The sequence below is a fragment of the Neochlamydia sp. S13 genome (genome assembly GCF_000648235.2).
Lineage (GTDB): Bacteria > Chlamydiota > Chlamydiia > Chlamydiales > Parachlamydiaceae > Neochlamydia.
On sequence record NZ_AP017977.1, the window covers coordinates 2,293,509 to 2,309,465 of the forward strand.

The 15,957-nt window shown below is 36.4% G+C and carries 7 protein-coding genes; 4 read left to right on the plus strand and 3 right to left on the minus strand.

The window, feature by feature from the left end:
* Positions 1-269 precede the first annotated feature (269 nt).
* Positions 270-2,066, minus strand: coding sequence for an MFS transporter (locus tag TY21_RS08885; protein WP_042240293.1), 1,797 nt, complete (start codon positions 2,064-2,066; stop codon positions 270-272).
* Positions 2,067-2,849: 783 nt separating this feature from the next.
* Here TY21_RS08885 and TY21_RS08890 point away from each other — a divergent pair.
* The 4 genes from TY21_RS08890 (at position 2,850) to recD (ending at position 13,703) form a co-directional block, all read left to right on the plus strand.
* Entirely contained in the window at positions 2,850-6,272 is a 3,423-nt protein-coding gene (locus TY21_RS08890) for an exodeoxyribonuclease V subunit gamma (protein ID WP_042240297.1), read from the plus strand.
* Positions 6,273-6,431: 159 nt separating this feature from the next.
* Positions 6,432-7,253 (plus strand): hypothetical protein, encoded by an 822-nt coding sequence (locus TY21_RS08895; protein ID WP_042240299.1) that lies wholly within the window; start codon positions 6,432-6,434, stop codon positions 7,251-7,253.
* A gap of 1,138 nt (positions 7,254-8,391) precedes the next feature.
* On the plus strand, positions 8,392-11,898 hold the full coding sequence (locus tag TY21_RS08900; RefSeq protein WP_042240303.1) for a UvrD-helicase domain-containing protein: 3,507 nt from the start codon (positions 8,392-8,394) through the stop codon (positions 11,896-11,898).
* 56 nt (positions 11,899-11,954) lie between these two features.
* Entirely contained in the window at positions 11,955-13,703 is a 1,749-nt protein-coding gene (gene recD, locus TY21_RS08905) for an exodeoxyribonuclease V subunit alpha (RefSeq protein WP_052354488.1), read from the plus strand.
* Positions 13,704-14,147: 444 nt separating this feature from the next.
* Here the strand turns inward: recD and TY21_RS08910 are convergent, their stop codons facing one another.
* Both TY21_RS08910 and TY21_RS08915 read right to left on the minus strand, forming a co-directional pair.
* Positions 14,148-14,537, minus strand: a complete 390-nt coding sequence (locus tag TY21_RS08910; protein WP_130589667.1) for a hypothetical protein — start codon at positions 14,535-14,537, stop codon at positions 14,148-14,150.
* 77 nt (positions 14,538-14,614) lie between these two features.
* Entirely contained in the window at positions 14,615-15,784 is a 1,170-nt protein-coding gene (locus TY21_RS08915; RefSeq protein WP_042240309.1) for a glycosyltransferase, read from the minus strand.
* Positions 15,785-15,957 lie beyond the last annotated feature (173 nt).

The window sequence follows — 15,957 nt, forward strand, 5'->3', positions numbered from 1 at the left end:
TAGCTTATTTGGTTTCCTAGTAAACTTTGCAAGAAATTAAGAGCTCTATAATAATCTATTGGTAGAGAAAATATAGCATTTTTTGAGAAAAAGCTCTCTTAGAGCCCTATTTCAGGGCAAAAAATCCTTTAATCATTTCGAACTGCCTAAAATTTGAATTAAATTGTAGAAAAGAAAGATTAATATTGCTGCGCACAAAACTTAAAAAGATGAGCTTTTATTTAATCTTGCAAAAAACTGTCTAAAAAACCGTTGCCACCAAAATATGTTTAGTCTGTAACTAAACAAAGTTCATCTTCAAAGTCTTCGGGTATGGGCTGTTCCCCTGGTATTTTAGTATTAAAAGCAAGGGAAGCAGGAACACGAAACTTTTTCATCAGCGAGACAAACCAACGAGCCTTTTTGTCTTTCATCCCTTTAGAAATAATGACGGGAACGATAGAATAATAAGTTTCATCTAAAATTTTTCTAAAGCTATAAGAATGCTTTAACTTCTCGATCTCTTCTTCAATGGCTTCATTTTCCACAAAAATGCATACTGAGATTCCCTTGTCCAGCGTCCTTTTTATTGCCATTAAGCATGCTGTATTTCTCTCTAGGGGCTCAATATCAGGGATAAAAACGACACGTAATAAACGATAAAGCCGACGCATAAACTTACTGCTATGCCCTTGTTCTTGCTCAATAAAGAAACGCAATCTCCTGCGCTGTGCTCCTAGCATCAGCAAAGTGTCATTCCATGCGGTATGAGAACAAACATAAATAGTAGGGGTCTCAGGAATGTTTTTTAGACCATAATAATTTACTTGGAAATGTAAACGAGAAAGAATCATCCCAATAAAGCGAGCTAAGTAATCGAAATACTGATAGCCAATTAGCACCGTAATAAACAAGGTAATGGTTCCAATAATGCTAAAGCTTTTATCAGGGCTATATTTTAACATTTCTTCTGTCAAATATAACATAATTGAAGCACACAGCACGCCGATATAACTTAAAAAGTTGGTGGCTGCCACAATCTGTCCTCTATTTTTCTTAGGACTGGCAACTTGCACATAAGAATCTAAAGGTATTTCATAGATTCCCCCAAAAAAACCTACTAGAATCACTAGCCCCATCACCATCACGAGATTATGAGAGAACAAGTCAATCATAAAACAACTAATGGCTACTCCTAAGGCTGCAATAGGAACTAGCCCTAATTCCACCATTTTACCAGATATTTTTCCAGCCACTACTGATCCCGTTCCAATTCCTAAAGCTGTTAAAAGGAATAAATAGCCGCCTTGAATATCAGTCAGATGAAGAGATTGGGTGGCAAAGGGGATCATGTTAAGTTGGACGAAAGCGCCTAAGAATAGAAAAAAAGCAGAGCCGCATACTGCCATTAATAATGAAGGATGCAAACTAGCAAGCTTTAAGTTGCTATAAATGTCATATAGGAATCGAGCATCATATTTTTTCAAAGAGCCTGCCGGAGGAGTATACTCAATACAAAAACTCGAAATGACCCCCACTAAAGCAATAACCGTGCAAAATATAGCAGCCACAATGAAATTTCTTCCCGTAATATCTACCAGAAAAGAGGCAAAAAACGTACCCGATATAATAGCCAAAAAAGTAAAAGAAGCCATCAGCCCATTGGATTTAGAAATCTTATCATGAGGCACTAATTCCGGTAAAATTCCATATTTGGAGGGACCGAATAAAGCAGTTTGAGCAGCCATCAGAAAAAGAATAAGATAAGATCCCCAGCGACTTTCATACCAAAAAGCTAAGATACCTAGCGTCATAACCATTAATTCTAAAATTTTAGTGAAGGCGATAATATTTCTCTTACTACAACGATCAGCTAATACGCCTGAAAAGGCAGAAAATAGCAGGAAGGGCAGTACAAATATAGCTCCTGTTAAAGCTAAAATCTTATGTCCATTTTCAATCCCTTCTTGATCGATTAAGAAGTAAACAATCAATAACTTATAGATATTATCATTAAGTGCCCCCAAAAATTGAGTGACATTTAAATAGGTAAATGAAGAATATTTGCGAATAAGAGAAGTTAACATATTAAACTTATATATTATTTAACAATTTTTACAGTATGAGCAGTGCACTCTTAAGACTCAAGCAAAAAATAGGATTGGGATTATAAGGGATGGAAGGAAAAAGTTTCTAGACTTGGACTTTCAAGGTGAAAATTCTTTAGGCATGCTATCTACTCTATAGGGTATGCGGTGTAAGAAGCTTTCTTTTTAGCGTATGCTTTCTTAAGGTTAGGAGCACAAGAGAGAAAAACAAAAGAGCTTTCTGCAGCTACAAAGCTTGAAGATAAAGTAGCTTTTCTTATGAACCCTATTGATTACCTCCCCTTGATTAACCTCACTACCTCAAATTTTTGGCCTGTCCCGTTATCCTTTAAAAACACAAGTAACCTTAATGAATAGAATCTTTCTTTATAGTTTAGATATTTGTAGGGTCGATATCTTCTTAAAAGACTTGATGGAAAAGCTATTTGGCAATGCCAGGATAGGCAGCATTAGGACATGCCTATATGCTTTAAAAGACAATTGGCTATCCGCACGCTACCTTTTTTCTTAAGAATAGAGTCTTACTAAGATTGCAATTACCTGAACAGTTGCTCAAAAACGCATAACTTTTAACTTAATGATTAAATAAGCAATTTTTAGCTTCCATACTCAATCTCTAGCTATATTTTAAAACCTAACTTCATTCTTTTTTTCTCTGAAGCAAGGGCTTAAGCAATATATTTTCTTCACAATTTTGTTTTTTGCTATTACAGTGTTTACTTAACGACTAGATAGTTTAAGCTGTTGGTAGAGTAAACCCTTATGATTAAAACTTTTTATAGCAATCGTATTGAAATTCTTTATGACCATCTTAAACAAGGCCTCTTTGGCAGCTCTTCTCCTTTTGCGCGACGCCTTATTATCGTTCCTACACTAGCGATTAAATCTTGGCTGATTTTGCAATTAGCTAAAGATCCGGAGTTAGAAATTGCTGCTGGCCTAGAAATCATCTATCTAGAAGAGGCCTTAAAAAAGCTTCCCGATTTTTTTTCTCCGCAAAAAAATTCTTTCTATTATCCCAATGAATTGGAATTAACTTTAGCAATTGAAGCTCATATCCACAAAATGGCTCTTACTTGGAATACTCTTTCTCCCGCTCAGCAAAGAAATTGGTCTCCTTTATTCGATTACTTGAAAGTTAATGTTAGCTCTGACCCATCTCTTCTTTTCTCTAAGCGCAGTGCAAAACGGTTAGCCCTACTGGCAGAAACTGTAGCTCAGCTTTTTAGGGACTATGGAAAATATGGGAAAGCGATGGTCGATGAATGGAACTCTGATGAACAAGGATGGCAACAAGCTCTCTGGCGTTCCCTCTTTTCCTCCCCGGACAATAACTGGAGTTGTTTTTATAACGAGCCTATTCTAGCTAACGATTTCTTCATCGAATTTCAAGTTCATCTTTTTTCTATTAGCTTTATGGCTAATAGTGATTATTTACTCTTTGAAAAAATAGCCGAGCAATATTCTGTTAATTACTATTTGCTATCCCCCTGCTCTATCTTCTGGAGCGATATTTTATCTGAAAAAGAAGCAAAAAAATTACAACAATTTTGGAAAAAGCAAAAGGTTCTTTCCTCTGAGCAGCAAGAGCTAGAAAGCTATTTACGCGATAAAAATGTTTTGTTAGCCAATTGGGGTAAGCTAGGGCGTAAAATGTCTGAATTACTAGAACAAAAGGATCAGGAAACTTATGCTCAGTATGCTCTACCTCATTGTCTACAGAAAGAGGAGATTTATTCTGAACACCTTGATGACACTTTAATCTGGGAAGCAGCTAAACATGCACCATGTCTTTTAGATTACATTCAAGCGGATTTGCTGTTCATGCGTAATCCAGATAATGCAGAAAAAATCCTTATCTCTGACGATACTTCTATTCAACTTCATTGCGCTCCCACAAGGCAACGAGAAATACAAATTCTTTATAATAATCTTTTAGAACTTATTAAAAAAGAGGGGGATATTGAGGCCTCTGATATTATCGTGATGGCCCCTGATATCACTGTTTATGCTCCTTATATTCGACAAATTTTCGGCACCCAAAATCCTCAATTAGATTACCAACTACTCGACATGCATGCACTTGCTGAAGATTCGCTTACTAAACAGTTTTGGCATCTGCTTAACCTTCCTTCAGGCCGCTGGGATGCTGAAGACATCTTATATTTATTCAATTTCTCGACCTTTCAAAGAAAACACCAAATCTCTGCTGAGGAAGTTTTGCAAATACGCACCTGGCTGGAAGATGTAGGTATCCACTGGGGGGGAGATGCACTTCATCGTAATGAACTTCTCCACCAAAGGCATTGTCAAAATATGGTTGATGACACCCTTAAAGGAACTTGGGAAGGAGGTTTTGCTAGCTTGCTCTTAGGCTTAGCTATGGATCAGCTGCCTAAAGATTCTACAGCTTTAATTCGCCCTAATCATGTGGAAACTAGCCAAGCAATTTTGCTAGGAAAATGGATCGCTCTCATGCGAGCTTTAAAGAAAGACTTAAAAAGCTTGGTCGATGGTACAAAAAAAAGTTACCAGGAGTGGATTCTAGAGTTACAACGTCTTACTTATACCTATCTTGCGGACAAAGACGCAGAAGAGGAAGAAAATCAAGATTTATTTAATCAATTAGATGCCTTCACTAAAGCAGCCTGTTGGCTTCCTAATCATAAAGTCTGCTTTGATGCTTTAAAAAAGCATTTAGAAACTTACCTAAATCACCGGCATTTTACTTTTCAAGAAAATCATCTACAAACTGTTAAATTTTGTTCGATGTTACCTATGCGTTCTTTACCTGCTAAAGTTATTGCTTTAATAGGCATGAATGAAAGCGTGTTTCCACGTAATGAAAATAGCTCTTCTTTAAATTTAATGAAAGAAAACAAGTCTTGCGACTACTGCCCTACCCGTAATGATTATGACCGTTATCTATTTTTAGAAGCGCTTTTATCAGCCAGAAACTACTTTATTTTAAGTTATACGCATTACACAGGAAACGAGGGAAAAGATCAGGCCCCTTCTCTCGTAGTGACCGAACTTCTCCATTATATAGATCAAGCTTTTGTGCATGAAAAAGGTAAAGTTTCCTCTACGCTTACTTATGCTCATCCTTACCGCTCCTTTGATTACCAATACTTCTCTTCAGAAAAACGCCTTCCCAACTACTCTTATTATGATTATCAGTTAGCCTCAAGTTATTATCTTGCTGACAAAAAAGATCGTCATCAGTTTCTTCACGATTTTACTCCGCAAGTGAAAGTAGAGCTTAATTTTCCTGAAATTGTTTTAGAAATACGTCATCTCAAAAACGCTCTCCAAAACCCTATTAAAAGCTTTCTTAACAAAAACTTGGGAATGTTTTTAAGAGAGGAAGATCATGGTTTGCAAACAGAAGAATTTTTTGTGATCAATCATTTGCAAATGTTAGATTTTAAAAAAGCCTCTTTAAAAAACAGTGTGAATGAGGCGATCATCCATGCGGAAAGACAAGGAAAATTTCCCTTAGGCCTTTTCAAGCAGGTAGCCCTTTCTTATATTCACAGTACCATCGCTAAATACCACGAAACTCTTTCTAAGCTTAATGTGGATGTTAGCAAAATTTTTGAGATAACCTTGCATGAACGCTATCATTTTCCTGTGCAGGACGAGAAAGGATGGAAACTTCCTCCTCTAGAAATTTACTATAAAGATCGAGTACGTATAAAAATTGTAGGCAGTTTGAGTGAAGTCTCTGAGCAAGGGTTAATTGCCAACATTAGCGGTAATAAGAATGATATCCTCAAACCCTGGGGGGAATTTGTTATCCTTAGCTGTCTTATTGATCATTATTCCCTTCCTTGGGAAAAACAGCTATTATGCTCAAAAAGCGGAAAAATAAAAAAAGCTTATTCTCAACAGGCTTTTTCAGAGCTAGAACATATTTTGGAATATTACTTTGAAAGTCTACACAACGTATCCCCTCTCACTCAAGAATGGCTATACGATTTAGTATTTCATGATCAGCAGGTAGTCCAAGCCTCTATGCATCAATCTTTAAATGATAGCTTTAACCCTATCTATAATAAATATCTTCAATGGGTTTGCCGCCCACAATCCTTAAATGCAGCTAATATGATTGAAAACTGGCAGACAAAAGCACGTTCTCTATTCTCTAAGCCTTATCAAGAATGGATTTCCCAAGAAGAATAAAAAATAGAATGGGCTCTAAAAAAACTTATTTAAAATTATTGATTGGGTTACATTATTTAATAACTTGCTCTTTAATATCCCTCAAAAGCCTATAAGGCGCAAAAAAAATATCTCCTAGAAGACCCTACTATCTAAAATTTAATAAACATAGATCTTTGTATGAATACTCATTCATTAAGTCCTACTTTTTCTCACCTTCCTAATTTCCTAAGTAAGGAACCCTCAAGGGAGAGCCAATTAAAGGAGACTACAACCTATCACTCAAAAATTAACGCTACCGTTCAACAAAGCCTAAAGCCTTTAAAGCTTACAAAGTCTTCTCTTTCTTCTTTATCTATAAAAATTTCCGACAGCCCTTTAGCGATCGCCTTATTGTCTAAGCTTCAAGAAATTAATCTCTTGCAACAGCGCTATTACCTATCCTCAAAAAATACGTGGAACAATATTCCCTGCTTTTCTAGCTTTATCATGCCTCTTTTAAATGCCAAAAATTTTTTAATCCGTCCTGCTACTCCTTCCGAGGCAAAAGATTATTATTTCAATGCACCTACCATCCGTACCCATCAAATGATTGTAATAACGTCGGGATCGGATACGACAACATTATTGGGTGCCATTGAATATTGGCATAATTCTGAAACTCACAGGTGCGGAATCAATACTCTAAAAATTCATAAACTTAAAAAGGAAAGCTATCTAATAAAAAAGCTACTTTTTTTGTATATCATTTTTGCTGCAAAAGAGCCTAGATGCCAGGAAGTTTTTATATGTTTTGAAGACGAAGGGGAGGCGCATTTATACCTGCCTTATGGATTTCTTCCCGATGATTGTGAAGATGAGGAGAAAGAAGAGTGGAAAAGCTTATCTTTAGAAAAGCAAAGTGAGAAGATAATGACAGAAGAAGGAGGACATTGCTGTTTAAAGTTAACTGAAGAAAATATGATTTTAATTAAAGAAAAATTAGACGAATTACTGGAATAGAAACGGCTAAAGTATTTAATTAAAAATTATAGCTTACAAAATTTTCTTCTTTAATTTTAGGTTTTAGTTCTCAATTTAAAAAACTCCTTTTATTCTCTTTTTTTTGCCTAAAAGAGACAAAAAATACTAAATCTATTGTTAGCACTATTTATATGCTTTTGCTCCACTCCTCATGCAATCGCTTGCTCTATAAGTAGGTCTCTACGATTAAAGAGACAGCTTTTAAAGGATTGGATAATAGACTTAGCTTTTTTAAAGCATATTATTATATTTTTTAAACTTCATTAATCCAGGTATCTTGCTGCTCTGAAAAGAGACATCAAAAGCAATGAAATACCACGGTTTAAAGGGAGTAGGTCTCTGTAATCTAAAAAAGAGATGACCCCTTTGGGGAGCTGCATTCTTTTTAAGATAGATGTTCATTAAGGATGAAATTATATAAAGTGTTGCTCAAAAGCATATAAGAGAACATCTTAAAATCTTTCTTTTAACTTATCGATCCGGCTAAAGATCTGCTTAATCATTGATAGATAGATCGAGTTCTCCCTTATAGAGATTAAGCTACAGGCTTTAAAATTTCTTTAATAACATGCACAAGGATAAGGGTAAAATACGGCTTTTAAGATATCCTCTTAAATAAGTTGCCTTGCCTCCAACATTTATATTTTTTGAGGCGAAGTCATACGCTTAAAAAAAACTTAGTCTGCCTACCCACCCCTCTGAAAGATGTCTCACTGCTTAACGAAAGGGATTTTATAAAGTATGGGGATACATAAAGAGTAGTTCAAAAGCGTATAATAAGCTTTTAAGCTGATCTTTATACAATCGCCTCCTATATAAAAGCTTCTTCTTAAGTAGAAGGATAGCTTTCAAAGGATATGTATAGCTAACATCTAAGAGGAATTTGAAAAAAGAGGGGAAAATTAAAACTTGAAGATACTCAAAAGAATGAGCATTATGGAAAATTAAAATATTTCTACAATTTAGCAAACACCAAAAAAAACAAAAAAAACCTTCACTTAACTCCTCTAAAGCAAATCTTTTAGATCCAATTAAACCTCTTATTTTGCTATGCTTCATTTTTCTACTTTATTAGTTTTCGCCTCCATCTCAAAAAAGGATCTTTGCATTTAAGAGTATGAAGAGTTTTGATGTCCTTCATAGAAGTTTAAATTTACGCCAGCATTATTTACTTGAAGCCTCGGCAGGTACGGGTAAAACCTTTTCCATCGAAAATATTGTAATACGCTTGTTAATTGAAGAAGATGCTGGGGTACAAGAGCCTTCTCTTCTTGAACAAATTCTAGTGGTTACATTCACACGAGCAGCTACTCGTGAGCTAAAAACTAGAATTAGAAATAAGATAGAAGATTCCTTATCCCTTCTTCAGAAATCCTCTAAGGATGAAGCTTGTGATTATTTACAGGCTATCATGGAACAAGGAGATGCCCAAGTTGAAAAAGCTAAGCGGCGCTTAGAACATGCACTGGCCACTTTTGATCAAGCTCAAATTTATACAATCCATGGTTTCTGCCTGCGCATGTTGACTAACTTTTTATTTGAAAGTGACTTTAGCATGCATAAAGGCTCCTTTGAACAAAGATCTTTAACAAAACAAGAACTTCTTCAACTTATTCGTGATTTCTTCCGTACAGAGATACGGCCCCATATTTTTAGCCCTGTACAATTACAGATTGTGCTACAAGCCCATGGCAATCGCCTAGAAAAAGTTCAAGAAGCCTTATTAAAATATTTGACAAAGGAGTGCGAGGTAGCAGCTACTCCTGATTTCTCCTCAGACGTGGAAAAGTTTTGCACCATCATGCGAACTTTAAAAAAAGAAAGAGGCTGGCTACCTGAGAAGATGCAAGAAGATGTTGAACGCCAAATAAGTTTTTATAAAAGCATTAGAAACAAAAGTACAAGCTCTATCCATGCTTTTATTGAGTTATTTAGGAAAGATAGCTGGAATGCTGATGATTTTGATCTCTTACTTAAGGAGGGATTATTTATTTGCGAATTTCTTGCCCCCACTAATCTTAATAAAAAGAAATCCAATAACCTTCCTAAAAATTCTTCATTGAATTACCCTGAGCTAGTTCCAATTCTTACTCAATCGCTCTATCCCCTGATACAGCAAGCGAAAAGCTATGAATTTATATTTGCCCGCCTAGTTTTCTACTGCCGCCTGTTAATGCACAAATATCTCTCCGAAGAAGAAAAACATCAGGAAAATGATTTACTTAAGCATATGCTTAAGGCCATCCATTCCCCCTCCTTTGCAGGTAAAGTACGCTCCCTTTATCAAGCTGCCATTATCGATGAGTTTCAAGATACCGATCCGGTGCAATGGCAAATCTTTAACACATTATTTTTAGAAAATTCTACCTGCAAAATTTATTTAGTCGGTGACCCTAAACAATCTATTTATGCTTTTAGGCAAGCAGACATCTACACTTACCTTTCTGCCGGAAAATCCTTAGGCCTTGCAAATCGAGCCTCTTTAGATACTAACTATCGTTCTCAACCCTCGCTAGTACAAGCTTTGAATACTCTATTTAAAGCATGCCCAGGATTATTTTCTTTACCTTCCCTAGCGGAAAACGCCTACTTGGATTATTCTGAAGTCAAATTTTCCCCTCACATAAAGGAAAGAAAATTTTCAGATGAACAGGGTAGCATTCATTTCTTTCAAGCCCCCGTTGGTTCTAAGTCAACCCAAAGATTCCCCTCTGAAGAGTGTGAAGAAAAGTTTTTCTTTCCTTTTATAGCGCAAGAAATCACACGTCTCCACAATTCAGACGGCTTTAAATTCAACCAATTTGCCATTTTAATTAAAGATAGATTTCAAGGTCAGCGCTTAGCCTATTATTTTGATCGTCATCATATTCCCTATCATTTGCAAAAGCAAACCTCATTGACAGAATCCATTGCTTGGGAGAGCCTTAGAGAATTATTAGTAGGGATATTAAATCCACGCAATGAAAACTGCGTTAAAATTGCCTTAGGAGGCCCCATATTAGGATGGAATTATAATGAAATTAAAAAATTAGAAGATCCAAATTTTTTAGAGCGTATCTTAGCTGAATTTTATGCATTTAAACGCCATTTATCTCAAGAAGGTTTTCCTATTTTTTTTCAGCGCATCATGCAATCTATAGGGCCTATGGATAGCTTAAGCGTAGCTGAAAGACTTATGAAAAGAGAAGGCGGAGATATATTTTATGATGAGCTTACTCAAATTGCCTACCTGCTAATGGAGTATCAAAATGAGCATCCCGCAAGCCCCGAGCATCTGATTGCTTTCTTAGATGAATATAAAAACATGGGGGTAGAAGATGAAGAACGCCTTAAAAAAGTTACTGATCCCAGCCGTGAAGCTGTCTCTATTTTAACCACGCATAGTAGCAAAGGTTTAGAATATGATATCGTCTTTGCTTATGGGCTGGTGGGTCGCACACAAGCAAGAGATCGCCTGATTCCTCAAAAGGAGGGAACCTCTCATTACCTAGTCCCTTGCTTAGAAAAACATTCTGCTTCCTATGTTAAATATTGTGAGGAGATGGATGCAGAAAAGATGCGTCAGCTGTATGTAGCTATGACGCGGGCCAAATACCGCTTGTATATACCTGTAGCTGTGAGCGATAAGCCCACCGAAATAGAGTGTGGGGGGGCCTCTCCTATGGATATCTTCTTAGCACGCTTAGGACAAGAAAATTGCAGTTATCAAGAGCTTTACAGCCGGATTAAAGAGGGTGATAGCTATCGGTTACAAAACTTTATCCAAGCTTATCCAGAGGCCCACATTACCTATTCCCTATTAAAGGAAACATTTGATGAAGTAGCGCCTCTAAAAAATCAAAACATTCCTCCTCTTGTGGCTCCTCCTTCTGTAGAGATTCCAGGGGAAAAAAACTTTATTCAATCTTTTACCTCCCTTACACGTTACAAAAAGGCTCTAGCAAGCAGAGATCCTTACTCTTTAGAGCCCGCTAACGCGGTGCCTCATAATTTTCAAGCTCCTTGCAAGAATGCACACACCCTTCCCTCTGGAAATATAACAGGAAAACTACTGCATAAGATTTTAGAAATTATACCTTTTTCGGTAGTAAATAAAATTGCTTCTGCTAACGATTTAAAAAGCTGGATTCATCCATTAATTCAAGAGACTGAGTTTCATTCTTGGGAAAAAGTACTTTGCGAAATCACCTATGAGGCTTTGCAAATAAAAATCAGCGAGAATTTTTGTCTTAAAGATATACACCCTTCCTTGCTTTACCGTGAAACAGAATTTCTTTATCCGAGTGCAAAAGAAATGTTGGTAGAAGAGCTTCAATGGCATAAAGGTTTTTTTAAAGGAGTCATTGACCTCATATTTTTTCATAATCATCATTATTACATTCTGGATTGGAAAAGTAACTGGCTAGGTCCTAACATTGAAGCCTATGACTTTGAAAAGATGAAAGCAGCTATGGAACAGCATGATTACTATTTTCAAGCACATATTTATTGCGAAGCTGTAAAGCGTTACTTAAAACTAGTAGACAAGCGACCTTTTGAAGAAATTTTTGGAGGATGTTTTTACATCTTTTTACGCGGACTTAGTGCAAGTACAGGAAAACATACAGGTGTCTTAAAAATTTGATCTTAAGAGCAGTTAGATGAGAAAATAAAACTTTTCCCTTATTTTAAATAAAAATCATGCAATCTTCACAAAACATCAATCTAATAGATAAGCTTAAGAATAATCAAGCACTCCCCTTGGTAGATTTTGCTTTAGCAGATTATTTAATTAAAAGCTATAATGCCTCTGTAGACACCCTACCGCTCCTTCTTCATCTCTCTCAATCGACTCGAGCAGGTCATTTATGTATAAAAGTTTCTGACGCTGAAGTTTTACCTAAACCTCAAGATGTATGGGAAGTTCAAGAGCAGAATCATTTCTCCCCAGAAGAATGGCAAGAATTAGAACGATTAATTAGCCGCAGTACCCACCATATCCCTCCTTCTTTACTCCACCTTATTACAGAAACAGAAGATATAGTTCCTCCTACTCCTTTATGTCGCTTAAATGATCTTTTCTATTTTCAAAAATATTGGTTATACGAACATTGTTGCTTACGAGAATTTCATCGCCTTTTAGAGCAAAAAGCTTCTCTTGAGCTTGATAAAGCACTTTTCCAAGCCAACCTTGCTCACCTTTTATCTACTAACAACTTACTTCCTGAACAAGCCCAAGCTATTGCTCAACTAGAAAACCAATCATTAACGATTATTTGCGGTGGACCTGGAACCGGTAAAACTTATACGGCGGGTTTACTTATTAAGGTGTTTTGGAATAGCCTGAATAATATTCAAAAAGATAATTGCCGTATTGCTTTAGCTGCCCCTACAGGAAAAGCTGCCGCGCAGCTACAGAAAAGCTTAAGTAAAGCAGTTAGTGATCTGGAAGGTTTCTCTCCTATCAATGCTACCACTATTCATTCTTTACTCGGCCTTAAATCAAAAAGCCTATCTTCTACCGCCCCTCTCATTAATGCTGATTTATTAGTGATTGATGAATCTTCTATGATTGATATTCGTTTGATGTCTTTACTTTTTCAAGCACTTAAGCCCGGTGCTCGTCTTATCATGCTTGGAGATCCTTATCAATTGCCCCCTATTGAAGCAGGTTCTTTTTTTGCAGACATGACCTGCCTTTGTAAACCTCATCAATTCATTGAACTAAAAAAATGCCTACGCTCAGAGTTAGAAGAAATCATTGACTTAGCCGAGGAGATCAAAAAAGGAGAAAGCCAAGCAGCTTTACAACGCTTACAATCTTCAAAAAAAGCTCTACACTTTGTAAGATTAAGCAAAGATCTGCCAGCTTTTTCTGTTCAGCAGCAGCTATGGTTAAAGGTAGAGCCTTATTTATCATGGGAAGAATCAAATATTTCCGAATTATCAATGAACCATTTCCGTATTCTTTCCCCTCTTCGAAAAGGACCCTTAGGAGTAGATCAGCTGAATGCTTTTTTCTACCAAGAAATTTTAAAGAAGACTAAAGTTCATCAACGCATGATTATTCCTATAATCATTACCACTAATGATTCTACCAGAGATCTATATAATGGAGATGTAGGCTTTCTTATCAGACAAAAACCTCACCAACTCGAAGGCCATGTGCAAGCAGGGGACTATGCCCTATTTGCTGATAAAAAAATACCTGCCCTTCTATTACCCAGTTATGAATATGCTTATTGCTTATCTGTACATAAGAGCCAGGGTAGTGAATTCAATCATTTGATTTTATTGCTTCCCGAAGGTAGTGAGCATTTTGGTCGAGAGCTCATCTATACAGCCATTACCCGTGCACGCCAACAAATTGAAATCTGGAGCCAGACAGACACTTTTGAAAAAGCATTAAATAAATCCACCTCCAGGCTCTCAAGATGCTCTAAAAAATGAAGAGAAGTTGTTAAAAGCTTAAATATTTCAAAAACTTAAAATTTAATTAGAATAGCACGTAAATTTTTTCTTCTATCGTTTTAGCTCCCCTGCAAGACCCGCCAAGCTTTTCTCGAAAAAAATTATTTTGATCAATAGGCCAAGCCTTAATTTAAGTGAGCCTATCTAGCACTTTTATTTGCAACTTAAGCTGTTCACTCTTTAATAAGCAATGGCTTAAAAAGCCACCCTTCTCTCCTTTTGCTATTACATACAAGGCCTCTTCCTTTTATTAAAAAGAGGCCTTGTATGCAATAAGTAAGCTTCCTAGCCGACCTATAGGGTAACTTAAAAAGTTAAATCACTTATGAGCGCTAAATAAAAAATCAAAGTTTTAAGCCTTCCTTTTTTCCATTTAACTTAGCTAAAAAATAGCTTTGCAACCCTAACGATTTCTCTAATTTTTCAACAATAAAAGGTAAATTTAAATTTGTTTTTTTTAGATTGCAAGGGGGTAATAATTAGTTGTTGGGCTTGAGCATCTATTTCCATCAAGAGGCTACGCTGATTGTTAAATAAATGAGATAGCAAATGATCTAGCTCCCTACAATGTTCGGATTGCTTATAGTATTTTTCAGGGATAGCAAGTATTGCTTGACCGCTCTCTTTAAGATTTAAATGCAAAGGCAGTTCAATCGTTCTACCACTTAATAGAGTCATACAAATGATAGAGTCGGAGCCAAAATGTCTTAAGACAACTTCATCTAACGGTATATTTAAACTCGAGGTAAGCGTTCCTTCATAATCTACTGGCAAGTCAGCCGATTCAGAAAAAGACTGTAATTTAGAAGCCATGTACTCCTCCTTTGTGTTAAAGTTAAAAAGAAATTCCCTATTGCTTTTTCTTGACAATAGCAAATTTTCAAATCCTATCAGATTTTTAACATACATTCTTCGACCCTTGGGAAAAGGTCCTTTTCAAACTCCCGAATGCGAGCATCCCAGGTATGGTAATTCATTACAATTTCTCTACCGTTTTCTACCACCTGCTGGCGGTGACTTTCATCAGCTAAATAGTCCACGATCATTTGATTAAGGTTGAGCAGACGATGGTATTGATAAAAGGCGATATCTACATCATGGGAAAAGAAAGTTTTTAAGTAATTATTTTCATTGGTAACGACAAGAGCTCCTGCCGCCAGAGCAGTAAAAATACGCTCATGAGCTCCAAATTTATTTTTGATACTGCTATTGAGTACAATTTTACTTTGTTTCATAATTTCGATACTTTTTTCATAGGTAACAGAATCATGAGTAATGATATTGCTTTGGTTTTTAAAGTAACTTTTCCAATTTACTTTGTCAACACTATGGCCGAATACATGCACAGGCACTGTCTGAATAGCTTTAAGGATATCTATTCGCTCTTTTCCTTTAATATATAGTTCCACATCTTTTAACAGGCTGATGATATCTACCTCCGCAGTACGTAACTCAGGATGTTTGGAGTACGCCCACTGAACCTTTCCCAATGTGGCTTCAATAAAAGCTAGCTGAGGATCCAGAAAAGTTTGCTCTACCGCTTCATGCATAGCCTCGCAGACCTGTAAAGGGTATTTAAGGCGCCATTGCTCTCGTCGTGCTTCATAATCGATGAAAGTGGCAAGCATTGTTACCTCAAAGATTTTTTCACCCCCCGGATTGATGGCTAGATCCGCTTCTACAGCATGAGGCACAAAGAGCGTCTGATGAAAATTGGTATTTTTAAAGGCGGTCACACTAGAATAATCATCACATCCTATAATCACATAGGGTGAAGAAATTTCGCTTAAAAAATGATAAAAAGGGTCTACAATTAAACTAAGATAAGGCTTTTTGAGGATATCACTATAAGAGATTTGATCATGACGGGGTACTCCATTAAATCCTATGACTAAGTCGGGCGGATCTAAAAGCATGATTTTTAAAGCTTCTGTAGCATCCTCAAAAAACCTAGCTTCATAGCCAGCTCTTATCCAGGCCTCATACAGCTTTTTTGTAAAATGATGAAGCACCCTATATTGGCTGCCATAAGGTGTTATTAAATCAACTTTTTTGACCATAAGCCCTGCTTTGCTAGATTGTCCCTCAAATTTTCTGAAATAAAGTAAGTGATAACTTTAATGAACCCTTAGACTACTAGTTCCCTGTAGACTTAAACTTGGCAGTTTCGCTGCTTAGCTTTTCTACCCTCTGCCCTGTTCGTAAGAGAGGAACGTCCAAATAATTCATTTGC